This window comes from Enterobacter sp. 04-C-12-SI-ECC, from assembly GCF_047530715.1.
Classification (GTDB): Bacteria; Pseudomonadota; Gammaproteobacteria; order Enterobacterales; family Enterobacteriaceae; genus Enterobacter; species Enterobacter bugandensis.
Window position 1 is genome coordinate 37,497 of record NZ_JBLKDI010000010.1, and the last position, 19,428, is coordinate 56,924.

The 19,428-nt window shown below is 55.1% G+C and carries 16 protein-coding genes; 10 read left to right on the forward strand and 6 right to left on the reverse strand.

Features of this window, described 5'->3' with window-relative positions; genetic code table 11:
- The first annotated feature begins 9 nt into the window (after positions 1 to 9).
- From kdpC to potE, 6 genes are all read left to right on the forward strand, one after another.
- Positions 10 to 585: a potassium-transporting ATPase subunit KdpC gene (kdpC, locus tag ACMWL8_RS14370; RefSeq protein WP_045261086.1), complete on the forward strand. Its 576-nt coding sequence runs from the start codon at positions 10 to 12 to the stop codon at positions 583 to 585.
- Positions 586 to 3,273, forward strand: a complete 2,688-nt coding sequence (gene kdpD / locus ACMWL8_RS14375; RefSeq protein ID WP_045261087.1) for a two-component system sensor histidine kinase KdpD — start codon at positions 586 to 588, stop codon at positions 3,271 to 3,273.
- Entirely contained in the window at positions 3,270 to 3,947 is a 678-nt protein-coding gene (kdpE, locus tag ACMWL8_RS14380) for a two-component system response regulator KdpE (protein WP_008501074.1), read from the forward strand. The genes kdpD and kdpE overlap by 4 nt, the downstream gene beginning before the upstream one ends.
- Positions 3,948 to 4,224: 277 nt before the next feature.
- Positions 4,225 to 4,329 carry a leader peptide SpeFL gene (gene speFL / locus ACMWL8_RS14385; RefSeq protein ID WP_003858645.1) on the forward strand — a complete coding sequence of 35 codons (105 nt, stop codon included), beginning with the start codon at positions 4,225 to 4,227 and terminating at the stop codon, positions 4,327 to 4,329.
- Between the two features lie 253 nt (positions 4,330 to 4,582).
- Positions 4,583 to 6,781, forward strand: coding sequence for an ornithine decarboxylase SpeF (gene speF, locus ACMWL8_RS14390; RefSeq protein ID WP_045261088.1), 2,199 nt, complete (start codon positions 4,583 to 4,585; stop codon positions 6,779 to 6,781).
- Positions 6,778 to 8,091: a putrescine-ornithine antiporter gene (gene potE / locus ACMWL8_RS14395; protein WP_045261089.1), complete on the forward strand. Its 1,314-nt coding sequence runs from the start codon at positions 6,778 to 6,780 to the stop codon at positions 8,089 to 8,091. The genes speF and potE overlap by 4 nt, the downstream gene beginning before the upstream one ends.
- 104 nt (positions 8,092 to 8,195) lie before the next feature.
- On the opposite strand, the gene pgm is transcribed toward potE, so the two are convergent.
- Together pgm and seqA are read right to left on the reverse strand one after the other, a co-directional pair.
- On the reverse strand, positions 8,196 to 9,836 hold the full coding sequence (gene pgm, locus ACMWL8_RS14400; RefSeq protein WP_045261090.1) for a phosphoglucomutase (alpha-D-glucose-1,6-bisphosphate-dependent): 1,641 nt from the start codon (positions 9,834 to 9,836) through the stop codon (positions 8,196 to 8,198).
- 24 nt (positions 9,837 to 9,860) lie between these two features.
- Entirely contained in the window at positions 9,861 to 10,409 is a 549-nt protein-coding gene (gene seqA, locus ACMWL8_RS14405; protein ID WP_041910775.1) for a replication initiation negative regulator SeqA, read from the reverse strand.
- Between the two features lie 183 nt (positions 10,410 to 10,592).
- On the opposite strand from seqA, the gene ybfF reads away from it, so the two are divergent.
- The 4 genes from ybfF (at position 10,593) to fur (ending at position 13,202) form a co-directional block, all read left to right on the forward strand.
- The gene (gene ybfF / locus ACMWL8_RS14410) at positions 10,593 to 11,366 is read left to right on the forward strand and encodes an esterase (protein WP_045261091.1); all 774 of its coding nucleotides are present in this window, start codon (positions 10,593 to 10,595) and stop codon (positions 11,364 to 11,366) included.
- A gap of 128 nt (positions 11,367 to 11,494) precedes the next feature.
- On the forward strand, positions 11,495 to 11,782 hold the full coding sequence (gene ybfE, locus ACMWL8_RS14415) for a LexA regulated protein (protein ID WP_014883017.1): 288 nt from the start codon (positions 11,495 to 11,497) through the stop codon (positions 11,780 to 11,782).
- Positions 11,783 to 11,937: 155 nt separating this feature from the next.
- Entirely contained in the window at positions 11,938 to 12,468 is a 531-nt protein-coding gene (fldA, locus tag ACMWL8_RS14420; RefSeq protein WP_008501067.1) for a flavodoxin FldA, read from the forward strand.
- Positions 12,469 to 12,755: 287 nt separating this feature from the next.
- Positions 12,756 to 13,202, forward strand: a complete 447-nt coding sequence (gene fur / locus ACMWL8_RS14425) for a ferric iron uptake transcriptional regulator (RefSeq protein WP_028012361.1) — start codon at positions 12,756 to 12,758, stop codon at positions 13,200 to 13,202.
- 92 nt (positions 13,203 to 13,294) lie between these two features.
- On the opposite strand, the gene chiQ is transcribed toward fur, so the two are convergent.
- The 4 genes from chiQ to nagE form a co-directional block, all read right to left on the reverse strand.
- Positions 13,295 to 13,621: a ChiQ/YbfN family lipoprotein gene (gene chiQ, locus ACMWL8_RS14430; RefSeq protein ID WP_028012360.1), complete on the reverse strand. Its 327-nt coding sequence runs from the start codon at positions 13,619 to 13,621 to the stop codon at positions 13,295 to 13,297.
- A gap of 47 nt (positions 13,622 to 13,668) precedes the next feature.
- Positions 13,669 to 15,066 carry a chitoporin ChiP gene (chiP, locus tag ACMWL8_RS14435; RefSeq protein WP_045261092.1) on the reverse strand — a complete coding sequence of 466 codons (1,398 nt, stop codon included), beginning with the start codon at positions 15,064 to 15,066 and terminating at the stop codon, positions 13,669 to 13,671.
- A 447-nt stretch (positions 15,067 to 15,513) separates the two neighbouring features.
- Complete coding sequence (glnS, locus tag ACMWL8_RS14440; RefSeq protein ID WP_041910779.1) at positions 15,514 to 17,181, reverse strand: glutamine--tRNA ligase; 1,668 nt, start codon at positions 17,179 to 17,181, stop codon at positions 15,514 to 15,516.
- A 179-nt stretch (positions 17,182 to 17,360) separates the two neighbouring features.
- Entirely contained in the window at positions 17,361 to 19,313 is a 1,953-nt protein-coding gene (gene nagE, locus ACMWL8_RS14445; RefSeq protein ID WP_028012357.1) for a PTS N-acetyl glucosamine transporter subunit IIABC, read from the reverse strand.
- Positions 19,314 to 19,428 lie beyond the last annotated feature (115 nt).

Genomic DNA, 19,428 nt, shown 5'->3' on the forward strand with positions numbered 1-19,428 from the left:
GTGAATCAAATGACGATGTTACGCCCCGCTATACTTTTGTTTATTCTGCTGTCTCTCATTACCGGCGGGCTGTACCCGCTGGTAACCACCGCGCTGGGCCAGTGGTGGTTTAAGGATCAGGCCAACGGCTCGCTGATTATACAAAACGGCGAAAACCGCGGTTCACGCCTGATTGGTCAGAACTTTACGGATGCTCGCTACTTCCAGGGACGCCCTTCCGCCACTGCCGAAAGCCCGTATAATCCGATGGCATCCGGCGGCAGTAACCTGGCGGGCAGCAACCCGGAGCTGGACAAAGCCGTCGCTGAACGCGTGGCAACCCTGCGTGCCGCCAATCCTCAGGCCAGCCGCGAGGTGCCCGTAGAGCTGGTGACCGCCTCGGCCAGCGGGCTGGACTACAGCCTGACGCCGGCAGCGGTGGCCTGGCAGATCCCGCGCGTCGCCGCCGCCCGTCAGTTGACCGTCGAACAGGTGAGCAAGCTGGTGGCAGAGCACACGCAAAAGCCGCTGGTCAGCTTCATCGGCATGCCCGTGGTAAATATTGTTGAGCTGAATCTGGCGCTGGACGCGCTAAGGAAAAACTAAATGACCGACGAGCCCATGCGCCCGGATCCGGACAGGCTGCTTGAACAGACGGCTGAAGCCCATCGCGGCAAACTGAAAATTTTCTTTGGCGCCTGCGCGGGCGTCGGGAAAACCTTCGCCATGCTGACGGAAGCCCAGCGGCTTCGGGCGCAGGGGCTCGATATTCTGATCGGCGTGGTTGAAACCCACGGACGTAAAGAGACAGCATCGCTGCTGAAGGGGCTGGCTACCCAGCCGCCCCGCCGCATTAGCCACCGTGGTCGGTTAGTTACGGAGTTTGATATTGATGCCGCCCTCGCGCGCCGCCCTGCCCTTATCCTGATGGACGAACTGGCGCACAGCAATGCGCCAGGCTCACGCCATCCCAAACGCTGGCAGGATGTTGAAGAGCTGCTCAAGGCCGGCATTGATGTGTTCACAACGGTTAACGTTCAGCATCTTGAAAGCCTGAACGACGTGGTCAGCGGCGTGACCGGCATTCAGGTGCGCGAGACGGTGCCCGACCCGTTCTTTGATTCTGCCGATGAGGTGGTGCTGGTTGACCTGCCTCCTGACGATTTGCGCCAGCGCCTGCACGAAGGAAAGGTTTATATTGCCGGCCAGGCCGAGCGCGCCATCGAACATTTCTTCCGCAAAGGTAACCTGATTGCCCTGCGCGAGCTGGCCCTGCGTCGTACTGCCGATCGCGTTGACGATCAGATGCGCGCCTGGCGTGACCTGCAGGGACAGGAGCGCGTCTGGCATACGCGGGATGCCATTCTGCTGTGCGTGGGCCACGGCAGCGGCAATGAAAAACTGGTCCGCACCGCTGCGCGCCTGGCGGCCAAATTTGGCAGCGTCTGGCATGCGGTGTATGTCGAAACGCCGCAGCTGCACGCTCTGCCCGAAAATCAGCGCCGCGCGATCCTGAGCTCGCTGCGCCTGGCGCAGGAGCTGGGTGCCGAAACCGCTACCCTTTCCGATCCGCAGGAAGATAAGGCCATTCTGCGCTACGCGCGGGAGCATAACCTGGGGAAAATTGTCATTGGCCGCCGCCAGCATCGCCGCTGGTTTAGCCGCGAATCCTTTGCCGACAAGCTGGCCCGCCGCGCGCCGGATCTGGACCTGGTGATCGTGGCGCTGGATGATAAACCTGCTCCCCTCCCCAGCCGCGCGCCGGACAGCCGGGCCTTCAGCGATAAATGGCGTATTCAGCTCCGCGGCTGCCTTGTCGCCGTCGTGCTCTGCGCCCTGATCACTATAATCGCCAGCAAATGGCTGATTGCCTTCGACGCGGCCAACCTGGTGATGATCTACCTGCTGGGCGTGGTAGTGGTGGCGCTCTTTTACGGACGCTGGCCGTCGGTACTGGCGACGGTTATTAACGTCATCAGCTTCGATCTGTTCTTTATTGCCCCCCGCGGGACGCTCGCCGTCTCGGACGTACAGTACATCCTCACCTTCGCCGTGATGCTCACCGTCGGGCTGGTGATCGGGAACTTAACGGCTGGCGTGCGCTACCAGGCGCGTATCGCCCGCTATCGCGAACAGCGCACGCGGCATCTTTATGAGATGTCGAAATCGCTGGCGGTAGGCCGCACGCCGCTGGATATTGTGCAGACCAGCGAGCAGTTTATTCGCTCGACCTTTCATGCCAGCAACCTGATTTTACTCCCGGACGATCACGGCAAGCTGCGCCCGCTGACGTCGGCCTCGGGCATGACGCCCTGGGACGAAGCCATCGCCCGCTGGAGCTTTGATAAAGGGCTACCGGCGGGTGCAGGGACCGACACCCTGCCCGGCGTGCCCTATCAAATTCTGCCCCTGCGCAGCGCCGATAAAAACCTGGGGCTGGTTATCGTGGAGCCCTCTAATCTGCGCCAGCTGATGATCCCCGAACAGCAGCGACTGCTGGAGACCTTTACGCTGCTGGTTGCCAGCGCGCTGGAACGGCTGGCTCTCACCGCCAGCGAAGAGCAGGCCCGGCTGGCAAGCGAGCGCGAAAGCATTCGTAACTCGCTGCTGGCGGCGCTATCACACGACCTGCGCACACCTCTTACCGTCCTGTTTGGCCAGTCGGAAATCCTGACGCTGGACCTGGCAGCGGAAGGTTCAAAACACGCCATGCAGGCCAGCGAAATCCGTCAGCACGTGCTCAATACCACGCGTCTGGTGAATAACCTGCTCGATATGGCGCGGATCCAGTCAGGCGGTTTTAACCTCAAAAAAGAGTGGCTCACGCTTGAAGAGGTGGTGGGCAGCGCGCTGAAAATGCTCGAACCCGGCCTCGGTGGGCGGCATATTGCGCTGAACATACCCGAGCCCCTGACGTTAATTCACGTCGACGGTCCGCTTTTTGAACGAGTGTTAATTAATCTGCTGGAAAACGCCGGCAAATATGCGGGTGCCAGCGCCCGGATTGGGGTGGATGCGACGGTGGTCGACGACACGCTTCGTCTTGACGTCTGGGATACCGGGCCGGGCATTCCTGCCGGACAGGAGATGGCTATTTTCGAAAAATTCGCACGCGGCAATAAAGAGTCTGCCATCCCGGGCGTGGGGCTGGGGCTGGCGATTTGTCAGGCAATAATTGATGTTCATGGCGGAACCATTTTCGCGGAGAATCGTCCGGAAGGCGGCGCGCGTTTTTGTGTTACACTTCCTCTGGAAACCCCGCCGGAACTGAATGAATTACCAGAGGATTTGTGATCAACGTTCTGATTGTTGAAGATGAGATCGCCATTAGCCGGTTTCTGCGCGCAGCGCTGGAAGGCGATGGTCTGCGCGTTCATGATGCGGGTACGCTTCAGCGGGGGCTAATTGAAGCCGCGACCCGCAAGCCGGACCTGGTGATCCTCGATCTTGGCCTGCCGGACGGTGACGGCATCGATTTTATCCGCGAGGTACGTCAGTGGAGCCAGATGCCGATTCTGGTGCTCTCCGCCCGTACTGAAGAGACGGATAAAATCGCCGCGCTGGATGCCGGGGCGGACGACTATCTGATAAAACCTTTTGGTATCGGCGAGCTACAGGCTCGCCTGCGCGTGGCCCTGCGCCGCCACAGCGCAACCACGCCTGCTGACCCAACCTACACGTTTGGGGATATCCGGGTTGATCTGGCCGCGCGACGTATTGTGCGCGGTGAAGAAGAAATCCATCTCACGCCAATCGAGTTTCGCCTGCTCGCCGTGCTGCTTAATAATCACGGTAAAGTACTCACCCAGCGCCAGCTGTTAAGTCAGGTGTGGGGACCCAACGCGGTGGAGCATAGTCACTATTTACGCATATATATGGGACATCTTCGCCAGAAACTTGAAGTTGACCCCGCGCGCCCCCGTCATTTATTAACTGAAACCGGTATCGGTTATCGGTTTATGCTTTGAATAACTATTCAATTTATTTTTAAATAAAAACTAAACCTCTCGGAAAATATTTCATAAATATCCCAACCGTTATTTTTTTGATTATTTACGCTCGTATCAAACATTCACAAAACAATCTATTAACGTGACACTAACAATTCAGAATTTTGATCTGCATTATTCATCAAAAGCGACTAATTATTTCTGAAATGATCGGTTAATAGTGATCTGCTTCACGGTTAATCGCCTTTGCCTGGATAAAATGACCATGCTTTCAATTACTGAAAGGAAAATAAACATGGAAAACAACAATCGCTTAATGCCCCATATAAGGCGGACAACACATATTATGATGTTTGCCCACCGAAACTGCTTTGACTTTCATCTCTTTAATGCCCGGTAGTCCTTCGACTTCTGGCGCACTCGCTTACAGGTCATCCTGAAACACCTTAATTTACAGGCAATTACCTGTGAACTCGTGCGCTCATTCATCTTAATTCAGACTCATCCGCACCGGGCGGACTGAATTTCAATCATCAAAAAAGCAATTCACTGATTTTAATCAGCGGCTACCCATTGCTTTTTTCCGGAAAATTATCGATTTCTTTCTTGCAAGAAATCGAGGGACGCTTATTACCTAAAATAAAGAGAGAAAGATGAAAAATTTAAAAATCGCAGCCAGCCGTGCATGTCCGGACTGCTTTACTACCCAGCGTGAAGTGGTGGATATCCGCGCTTCTGATTATATTGATGTTGCCGCCATTGTTCTGGCGGTCACGGATATTGCCAGCGGTATCCTGGAAGAAATAGAAGCTACCGGTTTTGGCATTCCCGTATTTGTGGCGACGCACAAAGAAGAGATCATCCCGGCAGATTATTTATCGCGCATTCACGGCGTATTTGAGCATTCAGACACCAGCAAAGACTTTTATGGACGCCAGCTGGAAGCGGCCGCGCAGAAGTATGAAACCCAGCTGCGCCCGCCGTTTTTCCGGGCCCTTGTCGACTACGTGAAGCAGGGCAACAGCGCGTTTGACTGCCCGGGGCATCAGGGCGGGCAGTTTTTCCGCCGTCATCCTGCCGGCAATCAGTTTGTCGATTTCTTTGGCGAGACGTTATTCCGCTCCGATCTGTGCAACGCCGACGTGGCGATGGGGGATCTGCTGATCCACGAAGGCGCACCGTGCATTGCCCAGCAGCATGCGGCAAAAGTCTTTAACGCCGATAAGACCTACTTCGTGCTGAATGGCACCTCGTCGTCCAACAAAGTGGTGTTGAACGCCCTGCTCACTCCGGGCGACCTGGTGCTGTTCGACCGTAACAACCACAAATCTAACCATCACGGTGCCCTCCTCCAGGCTGGCGCAACGCCGGTCTATCTGGAAACCGCGCGCAACCCGTACGGCTTTATCGGCGGCATTGACGCGCACTGCTTTGAGGAGAGCTACCTGCGTGAACGGGTGGCAGAGGTGGCGCCTGGCCGTGCACGCGATGCGCGTCCGTTCCGTCTGGCGGTGATCCAGCTGGGCACCTACGATGGCACCATCTACAACGCCCGTCAGGTGGTGGATAAGATTGGGCACCTGTGTGATTACATCCTGTTTGACTCGGCCTGGGTGGGTTACGAGCAGTTTATTCCGATGATGGCCGACTGCTCGCCGCTGCTGCTGGAGCTGAACGAAAACGATCCGGGGATTCTGGTCACCCAGTCCGTGCATAAACAGCAGGCTGGCTTCTCGCAGACCTCGCAAATTCACAAGAAGGACAGCCACATCAAAGGCCAGCAGCGCTATGTCCCACATAAGCGGCTAAACAATGCCTTTATGATGCACGCCTCCACCAGCCCGTTTTATCCGCTGTTTGCCGCGCTGGACATTAACGCCCGCATGCATGAGGGGCAAAGCGGCCGCAACATGTGGATGGACTGCGTGGTGACGGGCATTGAGGCGCGCAAGCTGATCCTGGAGAACTGCCGATTTATTCGTCCATTTGTGCCCGAGACGGTGGATGGCCGCGCGTGGGAAAGCTGGGACACGGCAGAGATTGCAACCGATCTGCGCTTCTTCCATTTCGTACCGGGTGAACGCTGGCACGCCTTTGAAGGTTATGCAGAGCACCAGTATTTTATCGACCCGTGCAAGCTGCTACTGACCACGCCGGGCATTAACGCCCGCACCGGGGAGTATGACGACTTCGGCGTGCCCGCCACCATTCTCGCCAACTTCCTGCGAGAAAACGGCATCGTGCCGGAAAAATGCGATCTCAACTCGATCCTGTTCCTGCTCACCCCTGCGGAGGACATGGGCAAGCTGCAGCAGCTGGTCGCCCAGCTGGTGCGCTTCGAAAAACTGCTTGAGAGCGATGTGCCGCTGAAAGACGTCCTGCCCTCCCTCTACAAACAGCATCCGGAACGTTACGCGGATTACACCCTGCGCCAGATCTGCCAGGAGATGCACGACCTGTACGCCCGTCACAACGTGAAGCAGCTGCAAAAAGAGATGTTCCGCAAGTCTCACTTCCCGCGCGTGATGATGAACCCGCAAGAGGCGAATTACGCCTACCTGCGCGGTGAGGTCGAGCTGGTCTCCCTGCGCGACGCGGAAGGCCGCATCGCCGCCGAAGGTGCACTCCCTTACCCACCGGGGGTACTGTGCGTGGTTCCAGGGGAAGTCTGGGGCGGTTCCGTGCTGCGCTACTTTGCCGCGCTGGAAGAAGGCATCAACCTTCTGCCGGGCTTCGCGCCGGAGCTGCAGGGCGTGTACGTCGAGGAGTGTGAGGGTCGCAAACAGGTTCGCTGCTACGTCATCAAACAATCCGCTGCTAAGCCATCGCTGCTGAAAGGAGAAAAATTATGAGCAAGTCCAATAAGATGGGCGTGGTGCAGCTGACTATCCTCACCATGGTTAACATGATGGGCTCCGGGATTATCATGCTGCCCACCAAGCTTGCCGAGGTGGGGACCATCTCGATCATCTCCTGGCTGGTGACGGCTGTCGGATCGATGGCGCTGGCGTGGGCGTTTGCCAAGTGCGGGATGTTCAGCCGCAAGTCAGGCGGCATGGGCGGCTATGCCGAGTACGCCTTCGGCAAGTCCGGCAACTTTATGGCGAACTATACCTATGGGGTGTCGCTGCTGATCGCCAACGTGGCGATTGCCATCTCCGCCGTGGGCTACGGTACGGAGCTGTTTGGCGCGACGCTCAGCCCGGTGCAAATTGGGCTGGCGACGATCGGCGTGCTGTGGATCTGTACCGTTGCCAACTTTGGCGGCGCGCGCATCACCGGACAGCTCAGCAGCATCACCGTCTGGGGCGTGATCATCCCGGTGGTCGGTCTGTGCATCATCGGCTGGTTCTGGTTTAGCCCGACGCTGTACGTCAACTCCTGGAACCCGCACCATGTGCCGTTCTTCACCGCCGTGGGCTCGTCTATCGCCATGACGCTCTGGGCTTTCCTGGGCCTGGAATCCGCCTGCGCAAATGCGGAAGTGGTGGAAAATCCGGAGAAGAACGTGCCGATTGCGGTTCTCGGCGGGACGCTGGGCGCGGCGGTGATCTATATCGTTTCAACCAACGTGATAGCGGGGATCGTGCCAAACATGGATCTGGCTAACTCCACGGCACCGTTCGGACTGGCCTTTGCGCAGATGTTCACCCCGGAAGTCGGGAAAGTGATCATGGGGTTGATGGTGATGTCCTGCTGCGGATCGCTGCTTGGCTGGCAGTTCACCATTGCACAGGTTTTTAAATCTTCGGCAGATGAAGGCTATTTCCCGAAAATCTTCTCCCGCGTGACCAAAGCCGATGCGCCGGTGCAGGGGATGCTGGCAATTGTCATCTTCCAGAGCGGATTATCGCTAATGACCATCAGCCCGTCGCTGAACAGCCAGTTCAACGTGCTGGTCAACCTGGCGGTGGTGACGAACATCATCCCGTATATTCTGTCGATGGCGGCGCTGGCGATCATTCAGAAGGTGGCGAAGGTGGATCCGCACAAAGCGCGAGTAGCGAATATCGTGGCGCTGGTTGGGGCGATATACAGCTTCTATGCGCTCTACTCGTCCGGACAGGAGGCGATGCTGTACGGGGCGATAGTGACCTTTATGGGCTGGACGCTGTACGGTCTGGTGTCGCCGAGATTTGAATTGAAGAACAAACACAGTTAGGTAAAAGCAAAACGGCAACCCTGAGGTTGCCGTTTTTAGTGTTTTCTCCCTCTCCCCGTGGGAGAGGGCCGGGGTGAGGGCATCAGCCCGCACCAGAACACGACTTATGCGTTTTTCAGCACTTCGCTGACAATCTCTACCGCTTCTTTCTCAATCTGCTGGCGATGCTCAGCGCCGAGGAAGCTTTCGCAATAGATCTTGTACGCATCTTCCGTACCGGACGGACGCGCGGCGAACCAGCCATTTTCGGTCATCACTTTCAGGCCGCCGATAGACGCACCGTTACCCGGTGCCGCCGTCAGACGCGCGGTGATCGGATCGCCTGCCAGGGTGCTTGCGCTGACCATCTCCGGAGAGAGTTTGGACAAAGCCGCTTTTTGCGCAGAGGTCGCGCCAGCCTGAATACGGTTATAGCTTGGTGCACCAAAGCGTGCAGCCAGCTCGTTGTAATGTTCCTGCGGGTTTTTACCGGTAACCGCGGTAATCTCCGCCGCCAGCAGGCACATGATGATGCCGTCTTTATCGGTTGACCACGGGGTGCCGTCGAAGCGCAGGAAAGAGGCCCCCGCGCTCTCTTCACCACCGAAGCCAAAGCTGCCGTCGTGCAGACCGTCAACAAACCATTTGAAGCCCACAGGTACTTCCACCAGCTTGCGGCCCAGCGCCTCGACCACGCGGTCGATCATCGCGGAGGACACCAGCGTTTTACCGACAGCCACCTCTTTGCCCCACTGCGGACGGTGCTGGAACAGGTAGTTGATCGCAACAGCCAGATAGTGGTTCGGGTTCATCAGCCCGGCAGGAGTGACGATACCGTGGCGGTCGTAATCCGGGTCGTTCGCAAACGCCAGATCGAATTTATCACGCAGCGCCAGCAGGCCCGCCATCGCGCACTCGGAGGAGCAGTCCATACGGATCGCGCCGTCTTTGTCCAGGTGCATAAAGCGGAAGGTCTGATCGACGTGATCGTTTACGATGGTCAGATCCAGCTTGTAGTGCTCGGCGATACGTTTCCAGTATTCAATACCGGAGCCGCCCAGCGGATCCACACCCAGCTTCAGGCCGGCTTTCTGGATGGCCGCCATATCGACGATCTCCGCCAGCCCTTCCACGAACGGCTGAACCAGATCCTGCTCTTTCACGTGGCCGGAAGCCATCGCCTCATCAAGAGAAATACGTTTAACGCCTTTCAGACCGTCGGCCAGCAGCGCGTTTGCACGATCTTCCACCACTTTGGTGACGTTAGTGTCAGCAGGGCCGCCGTTAGGCGGGTTGTATTTGATACCACCGTCTTCCGGCGGGTTGTGGGATGGCGTGATGACGATACCGTCAGCCTGCGCGCCACCTTTTTTGTTGTGCACAAGGATCGCGTTTGATACCGCCGGTGTTGGAGTAAACCCATTGTTCTCCTGAACAATCACGTCCACACCGTTCGCCGCCAGCACTTCCAGCACGGAAATAAACGCCGGTTCAGACAGCGCATGGGTATCTTTGCCCACGTAGCACGGACCGGTAACGCCGTTTTTAGCGCGCTCTTCCGCAATGGCCTGAGCAATGGCCAGAATGTGCGGTTCGTTAAAGCTGTGGCGCGCCGCGCTGCCGCGGTGACCAGATGTACCAAACTTCACTGCGTGTTCTGCGTTGCCCACGACCGGTTTCAGCACGTAATACTGCGCGGTCAGCTGAGCGACGTTAATCAAATCGCTTTGTTGTGCAGGTTGGCCTGCACGGCTGTGATTTGCCATTACCGGGTCCTTATGATGCAAGGGTTAAATTGTACCGCAAACCTTTTCAATCAATTCCGCCGGGAACTGCATGGACTGCATGATGTGTTCAATCATGCTGCACTTGCGGCCCGTATTGGTATTGGTGATCACCCAGTACGGAGTGCCAGGGACATGTTTAGGTTTGGTTTGATTGCCATTTTGCAGCAGCGTCTGCTCGTCGCCCGCGAAATAGACGCGGGTACGGCCGTGCAGCGACTCGGTCGCTTCAGCAAACGCTTTGTTATCCAGGGAGTAAAGTGTAGACAGCACCAGCATAAAACGGTTAACCGCCTTTTTCTGCTCCGCATATTCGTCGGAGAGCAGCAGTTCGCGCATCGCGCGCACTTTATCTTTTACCGGCGTCACGGCAGGTTTTGCTTGTACAGCAACGCTCGGCTGAGACACGACATCTTTGGTAACTGGGGTGGCAGGCTGTGAAGCGGCGGAAATTTTAAGCATGCGCCGTAAAATGTCGGACGCGCTCTCCCCGATATGCCGCGTCTGGCTGGCAATATACTGATAGAGTTCGTCATCAACTTCGATTGTTTTCATCTTAATCCAGTGCGATATCTTATCTGAATACAAGTCATTGGGATTATAAGGTCAAATCCCAACAGCGGATAGCGTCAAACCAGGTTGGCGGCAAAAGTCAGATTAAACTGGAACCTTGCAGCCGGGCGGCAGAATGGTCAACATGATACCCTAACCTGACATACGTAAAAAAAGAACTTTGCCATGAAATTGAATACCCGAGCGCAAACTGCACAATCGCCGAACAATAATTCCCCCATCGTGCTGGTTCATGGACTTTTTGGCAGCCTGGATAACCTGGGCGTGCTGGCCCGCGATTTGGTTACCGATCACGATATTTTACAGGTCGATATGCGCAACCACGGGCTTTCCGGCCGCTCAGACGAGATGACCTATGCGGCAATGGCGCAGGATCTGCTGGATACGCTAGACGCGCACAACCTGCAGAAGGTGACCCTCATCGGGCATTCAATGGGCGGTAAAGCGGTTATGGCGCTCACCGCGCTGGCGCCAGAGCGAATTTCCGGGCTTGTCGTGATTGACGTTGCGCCTGTGGATTACGACGTTCGCCGTCACGATGAGATTTTCGCGGCGATCAATGCTGTAACCGAAGCTGGCGTTTCCACTCGTCAGCAGGCGGCAGCGGTTATGCGTGAGCATCTTGATGAAGAAGGCGTGGTGCAGTTCCTTTTGAAGTCGTTTGTTGACGGGCAGTGGCGTTTTAACGTGCCGGTGCTGTGGGACCAGTACAACAACATCGTGGGCTGGGAAACCGTTCCCTCCTGGCCGCACCCTGCCCTCTTTATTCGCGGCGGTAACTCTCCTTATATTACCGACGCGTACCGCGACACGCTGCTGGCACAATTCCCGCAGGCGCGCGCCCACGTCATTGCCGGTGCCGGACACTGGGTGCATGCGGAAAAACCGGATGCTGTACTGCGCGCCATTCGCCGCTATCTCGCTGATACTGCAAATTGATTAAAAAGAGAGCGACTGGAAGATGACGGGCTTCCAGTCGTTGGCGTGCCGTTTTTGGTGATGTATGATGGCGCGCTTATCGCCCGGGCTTTAGCAGGGCGGCGTGTTTCCCCCGAAGTCTCATAATCATGGCCAAAGAACAAACGGACCGTACGACACTAGATCTGTTCGCGAATGAGCGTCGACCGGGACGACCGAAAACGAATCCGCTTTCGCGCGATGAACAGCTGCGTATCAATAAACGCAATCAGCTTAAACGCGATAAAAATCGTGGGCTTAAGCGTGTCGAACTGAAGCTCAACGCCGACGCGGTCGATGCGCTTAACGAGCTGGCAGAGGCGCGTAATATCAGCCGCAGCGAGCTTATTGAAGAGATGCTCATCGCCCAACTTGAGACGCTGCGCAGCCAGGCATAAGTCTGAAAAACCCCTTTATCGCCCTTTTCATGTAGCACAGAGTGCAGTCCTGCGCGATAGCGGTTTCCGCAGGGTTGCCAGTTCTGCTATTATTGCCCTTATCCGTGGCCGAATTGCGCCACCATACCATTAAGTTTCAAGAGGTTATTTTACTCATGGCAATCATCGGCATTTTCTTCGGCAGTGATACCGGCAATACCGAAAATATCGCAAAAAACATTCAGAAACAGCTCGGTAAAGACGTTGCTGATGTGCATGACATCGCCAAGAGCAGCAAAGAAGATCTCGAGGGCTATGACATTCTGCTGCTGGGTATTCCAACCTGGTACTATGGTGAAGCCCAGTGCGACTGGGACGATTTCTTCCCGACGCTGGAAGAGGTGGACTTCAACGGCAAGCTGGTTGCCCTGTTCGGTTGTGGCGATCAGGAAGATTACGCCGAGTACTTCTGTGATGCGCTGGGGACGATTCGCGACATCATTGAGCCTAATGGCGCGGTTATTGTGGGCCACTGGCCGACTGCCGGTTACCACTTCGAAGCCTCTAAAGGCCTGGCCGATGACGATCATTTTGTCGGACTTGCCATTGACGAAGACCGTCAGCCAGAACTGACCGCAGAGCGTGTAGAGAAGTGGGTTAAGCAGATCCGCGAAGAACTGCATCTGGACGATATTCTCAACGCCTGATTTTTACGGCGCAACGCGGGTTGCGCCCCTTTTCCAGGTAAAACCGATTAAATTAATTGCTACAAACTTTTAACTTTTTCGCCCAGACCTGTACAATGTCTCCCTGGCAAAATGTGGTTTCCTTTGAGCAAGTTTGTAGGTGATACCACGTTTTTATAAGCATACTTTGCCTGAGACTTGCAGTTTTCATTTAGGCATGGCAGTTCTATAATGAGACGCATTATCCCAGGTGCATTTTCTGTCACTTCCCAGAGAAGTGAATCGTTTAGCAACAGGACAGATTCCGCATGACTGACAACAATACCGCATTAAAGAAGGCTGGCCTGAAAGTAACGCTTCCTCGGTTAAAAATCCTGGAAGTGCTTCAGGGTCCAGACAATCACCATGTCAGTGCGGAAGACCTTTATAAACGTCTTATCGACATGGGTGAAGAGATTGGGCTGGCCACCGTATATCGCGTGCTGAACCAGTTTGATGACGCGGGCATTGTTACCCGTCATAATTTCGAAGGCGGTAAATCTGTATTCGAACTGACCCAGCAGCATCACCACGATCACCTGATCTGCCTCGATTGCGGCAAGGTCATTGAATTTAGCGATGATTCCATCGAAGCGCGTCAGCGTGAAATCGCAGCTCGTCATGGCATTCGCCTGACCAACCACAGCCTGTACCTTTACGGTCACTGCGCTGAAGGGGATTGCCGCGAGAATGAACACGCTCACGACACAAAATAAGTTAGCGTTCATACTCTGAGCCAGCCGTAAGGTTGGCTTTTTTTTGCATTAAAAAAGCCCGGTCAGCAAAGTGCCACCGGGCGTAGATCAACTCATTTGTTGTTATTGCGTATCTCGTTCCAGATTTTATCGCAACGCTTCGCCACTTCCTGATCGTTACCGGTTTTACGTGCCTGGATGCAGGCCTGATAATCCATCACGCGAACATTCTCCTGCGTCGCGAACGCCTCATGCGCTTTCTCTTTCTTTAACACATTTAGCACGCTCTGGCAGGCTTCAATTTTCTCAGGCGATCCTTCCGCGGTATTAATACAGGCGCTGTACGCCTCCTTCAGACGGGCGTCCTCTTTCGGCGCCTGAGTCTGAACACACGCCACCAGCCCTGATGCCATCAGCGCGACGATTACGATTTTTTTCATCATATGCAGTCTCCAGACCGGCGGGACTCAGCCCGCCGGTGTGCTCATCAGAAGATGGTGAATGGGGCGATAACCATGAATTTGACGTCACGTTCATCCTGGAAGATGTTGCCGTAACCGCCCGCATAGCTTGGGATATCGGAGTGGTTGTCATACTGCGTAAAGTGCAGCTTGAACATCGTGCCTTTCGCGCGGCCCTCCTGCAGGGTGTAGATAGCATCCAGGCTGTAGGAGGACTCTTTCAGGCGATAGTTTGGATCGTAGTACGCATCCGGCGTCGCCATGTCTGCTGGTTTTGCATCCCAGGCGTAAGCGTAAGAAGCGCCCACCGCCCAGCCCGGCAGGTTCCAGTTTTTCAGGTCATACATGGCGCCGAAGAAGACCGCTTTCTCGCCGTCGGCGTTAAAGTCTGAGCGGTTATCCCACCAGATATCCAGACGACCGTTGGATGAGGCATAGGTCGGCGTCATACGCTGCAGGAAGTAGCCCTGCTGCCCTTTCGCCTTCACCCATGTCCCTTCCAGGCGCAAATCAACCTGGCCAACCTTGTAGCCGAAGGTTAACGCCTGCAGCCACGCGGTACCGTTATAAATGTCATTTACGCTGCCATCGCTGACCTTATCGCGCGTACCGTAGAACTGGTAGCTGGTGCTCAGCGGACTACCGGCGATATCAAATTTGTAGCTGGCTTTAGCAAAATACTGATCGATATAGCCTTCCGCCTGACCAAATGCAGCTTCCAGAACCAGATCGTTTTTGAAATCGTACTTCGCGCCCAGCGAGTGGAGGTAATCGACTTTGGTTTTCTTATCGTTCTGGTAGAACTTGTCCATCTCAATGTGCCACGGCGCTTTGTACTCGTTGGTCCACATATAGGAGAAGCTCAACGCACCTGCATCACCATAGTCAAAGTTAGCCCCGGCTTCTGCCCCCTGATAGGTACCAGGCATAAAGCTCCAGTGCGGTGCTAACAGCGTCTGGCCGGTTGGCTGAATATAGCCCCCACGCGCCCATACCGGGCCGTATTTGAATTTCGCTGCGGCCTTATAAAGGCTGATACCGCTTTTATCCCCTGACCAGTCTTCGTCATAGGCTTTATTGCTGGAGGAGAAGGCAATTTCGTTCGGGTGGCCGCTGTCGCCATTTTCAGCCATTTCAATCGCCGTAAACGCGGCAATATCCAGACCGAACATATCGGCGGCGTAGCCTGACTGGAAGTCCAGGTTGGCGTTCCAGGTGGAGTGTGAGAGGTTGGTTTTGTATTTATCTTCTGTGACATCTTTACGGTCACGTTCACGCTGCCAGTAATAAATACCGCCAGTGAGGGTAGAATCTTCGATGAAACCTGCTGCTTTTGCCTCTGGTGTCACCACCAGGCCCGACATTGCTGTGACACCGGCAATAGCCAGCGCCAGCGCACTACGTTTGCCACTGAACGTACGCATAGATTATTCCTCTTTGACGAATTAAAACGCCTTAAACGGCGAAAATATAAAAGACCAAAAGGCCAGGGGTAGTTATAAATACCCTCGAATTAACTACCGTCTTTAGGTTATTTTTCGCGACGCGAATTATCAATGCTTTTCAGTGGGCAAAAGTCAGGATTATGACGAAGTGCACATAATTGGTAGTGCTTTGTAACATTTGGCCGGATGCAAGGTGTGGCGGGGGTAGAGCAGGTAATTTCGGCGTATTAGATCGTAATAAAACCCGTATTTGTCTTAATTCTCTTTTTTATGAAACAGACAAACTTTTTTTAGAAAAATAAGTAGCACCGCATTGACCAAAAATTTTAGCTGGCCTAATTACGGGCCTACTTTAACGATATGATCATTAAATAAAAAAACGCCGCTATAAGCGGCGTTTGTCTCTCATTGACCAGTGCAGCGTTATTATTCGCCGATCTTGGTCCAGGTATCACGCAGACCTACGGTACGGTTAAATACCGGTTTTTCTGCCGTGCTATAACGGCTGTCCAGGCAGAAGTAACCTTCACGCTCGAACTGGAACGCTTTGCCCGCTTCAGCGGCTTTCAGCGATGGCTCCGCATAACCCTGCTTGATCACCAAAGATTCCGGGTTGATGGTCGCCAGAAAGTCTTCCGCCGCACCCGGGTTAGGTACGCTAAACAGACGATCGTACAGACGAATTTCTACCGGCAGCGCGTGGGAAGCGCTCACCCAGTGGATCACGCCTTTCACCTTGCGGCCGTCTGCCGGATCTTTGCTCAGCGTCTCAGCATCGTACGAACAGAAGATGGTGGTAATGTTACCTTCAGCATCCTTCTCTACGCGCTCGGCTTTGATGACGTAGGCGTTACGCAGACGAACTTCTTTACCCAACACCAGACGCTTGTACTGCTTATTGGCTTCTTCACGGAAGTCAGCACGGTCGATCCAGATCTCACCGCTGAACGGCACGTCGCGGCTTCCCATTTCCGGTTTATTCGGATGGTTAGGCATAGAGACCAGCTCGCTTCCACCCTGCGGGTAATTTTCAATAACCAGTTTCACCGGATCGATAACAGCCATCGCGCGCGGGGCGTTTTCGTTAAGATCTTCACGAATGCAGGATTCCAGAGACGCCATTTCGATGGTGTTGTCCTGCTTGGTCACGCCGATACGTTTGCAGAACTCACGAATAGAAGCGGCAGTGTAACCACGACGACGCAGGCCGGAGATGGTCGGCATGCGCGGGTCGTCCCAGCCTTCAACGTGCTTGTCGGTCACCAGCAGGTTCAGCTTACGCTTGGACATCACGGTGTATTCCAGATTCAGACGAGAGAACTCGTACTGACGCGGATGCACAGGAATGGTGATGTTATCCAGCACCCAGTCGTACAGACGACGGTTATCCTGGAACTCCAGCGTACACAGCGAGTGGGTAATGCCTTCCAGCGCATCGCTGATGCAGTGGGTGAAGTCGTACATCGGATAAATGCACCACTTGTTGCCGGTCTGGTGGTGTTCTGCGAACTTAATGCGGTACAGCACCGGATCGCGCATCACGATAAACGGCGACGCCATATCGATTTTGGCACGCAGGCACGCTTTGCCTTCTTCGAAGCCACCGGCACGCATTTTTTCAAACAGCGCCAGGTTCTCTTCCACGCTGCGATCGCGGAACGGGCTGTTTTTGCCTGGTGCAGTCAGCGTACCGCGATACTCGCGGATTTCGTCCGCAGACAGCTCGTCGACGTAGGCCAGACCTTTGTTGATCAGCTCCACCGCGTAGGCATACAGCTGATCAAAATAGTCAGAGGAGTAGCAGATATCGCCAGACCAGTTGAAGCCCAGCCATTGCACGTCGTTTTTAATGGACTCAACGTATTCGATGTCTTCTTTTACTGGGTTGGTGTCATCGAAACGCAGGTTGCACTGCCCCTGGTAGTCTTGCGCAATGCCAAAGTTCAGGCAGATCGATTTCGCGTGACCAATGTGCAGGTAGCCGTTCGGCTCCGGCGGGAAACGCGTATGTACCGTGGTGTGCTTACCACTGGCCAGATCTTCATCGATGATCTGACGAATAAAGTTACTCGGGCGGGCTTCTGCCTCACTCATCGTGGATTCCTCAAAGCGTAAACAACGTATAACGGCGTATGATCTTATAAGCCGGACGTAGTGACAACCCTTAGTTACGGAAAATACGTATCAGATGAAAATAATGGGGGCGTTTGCTGCAAAAAAAAGCGGCGGAGGATATCCCCCGCCGCTTAAGGCATGACTCTACTCAGGAGCGATTACTTGCCTTTAATCTCATACAGCGGTGTCTGACCCGCAACCACCTGACCTTTCGCCTGGAGTACCAGACCGCTAAAGTCGTCGATGTTGCTGCACACGACCGGACTAATCATCGAGCGCGCGTTAGCGTTCAGGAAGTCCAGATCCATTTCCAGAATCGGCTGACCTGCCACCACTTCGGCCCCCTCTTCCACCAGGCGAGTAAAGCCCTGACCGTTCAGCGCTACGGTATCGATCCCCATATGGACAACGATCTCCGCGCCTTTTTCGGTTTCGAGGCAGAACGCGTGGTTGGTGTTGAAGATTTTCACGATGGTGCCTGCCGCCGGAGACACAACGGTTTTGTCCGTTGGTTTCACCGCCACGCCGTCACCGACCGCTTTGCTGGCGAACGCTTCGTCAGGCACCTGCTCAAGGTCAACCACGTCACCGGTTACCGGAGAGACCAGCGCGGCCACCGTCACGGCGTTAGGCACGGCCTGCGGCTTCGCTACCGGGGCAGCCGTCGACGCAGGCGCGCTGTCGGCTGATGCTGCCGCGACCGGGCCACGGGCAACCACTTTCTTCATTTCGTCGCCAATGGATTCCGCTTTGGCGCCTACGATAACCTGGATAGTTTGTTTGTTCAGTTTAACCACGCCCGATGCACCAAGGCGTTTGCACATTGCGTCGCTTACGCGCGCCGAGTCACCCACCGTCAGACGCAGACGGGTGATACAGGCATCAATCGCTTTCAGGTTGTCAGTCCCACCGACGGCAGCGATATAGCTGGTCGCCAGCTGAGTCAGACCCTCTTCGGTATTGCTGTTGGCTTCGTTGGTGACCACTTCGTCTTTGGTATCTTCGCGGCCTGGTGTTTTGAGGTTAAACATACGAATAACCGCAGTGAACAGCACGAAGTAGATGACGAAGAAGACCAGACCCATTACCACCAGCATCCAGACGTTCTTGCTTGCCGCCGGCAGGTTGTACATCAACACGTAGTCGATCGCGCCTGCAGAGAAAGAGAAGCCAGCATGGATGCCCAGCAGGGTCGCCACAAACAGGCTGATACCGGTAAGCACCGCATGCATGAGGTACAGCACCGGCGCCAGGAACATGAACAGGAATTCCAGCGGCTCGGTTACACCGGTCAGGAACGCGGTAATCGCAACGGACAGCAGCATGCCGCCAACCATTGGGCGACGCGCTTTTGGCGCAGCCAGGTACATTGCCAGTGCAGCGCCCGGCAGACCAAACATCATGATTGGGAAGAAGCCAGACATGAACATACCCGCGGTGCCGTCACCCGCGTAGAAGCGGTTGATGTCGCCGTGGAATACGGTGCCCGCAGCATTGGTGAACTCACCAATCTGGAACCAGGCGATGGTGTTCAGCACCTGATGCAGACCGGTTGGGATCAGCAGACGGTTGATAAAGCCAAAGATACCTGAGCCCACTGCACCCGCAGAAACAATCCACTCGCCGCCCGCATGGATAGCATGCTGCACCGGCGGCCAGACGTAGCCAAAGATAGCTGCCAGGATCAGACAGAAAAAGCCCGTCGCAATTGGCACAAAACGTTTACCGCCGAAGAAGCTCAGGAAGTCAGGCAGTTTGATACCCGCCCAGCGGTTGTACACGGCACCACCGACCAGACCGGTAATGATACCCGCCAGTACACCCATGTTGATTTCCGGGTTGATGGTTACCATCGCTTTCGTGAGGATGAAGTAACCTACCGCCCCTGCCAGTGCCGCAGCACCGGCGCTGTCTTTTGACCAGCTTGACGCCACGCCGATGGCGAAGATCAGCGCAAGGTTGTCAAAAATGGCGCCGCCTGCCTGGGCAATAAACGGCACGTTAAGAAGATCGGGTTGCCCGAATCGCAGCAGCAACGCTGCAACCGGTAGCACGGCGATAGGGAGCTGCAAAGCCCTACCGAGGCGCTGGAAAAAACCTAAAATATTCATCCTATTCCCCCTACGAGACCCATTATTAAGACTCGCGCATAAACTATGTTTTTATTGTGTCACGAACGATAGATACAGTTGATGATTCACTGGCAGTCTGAGTGTGTGAAAAATT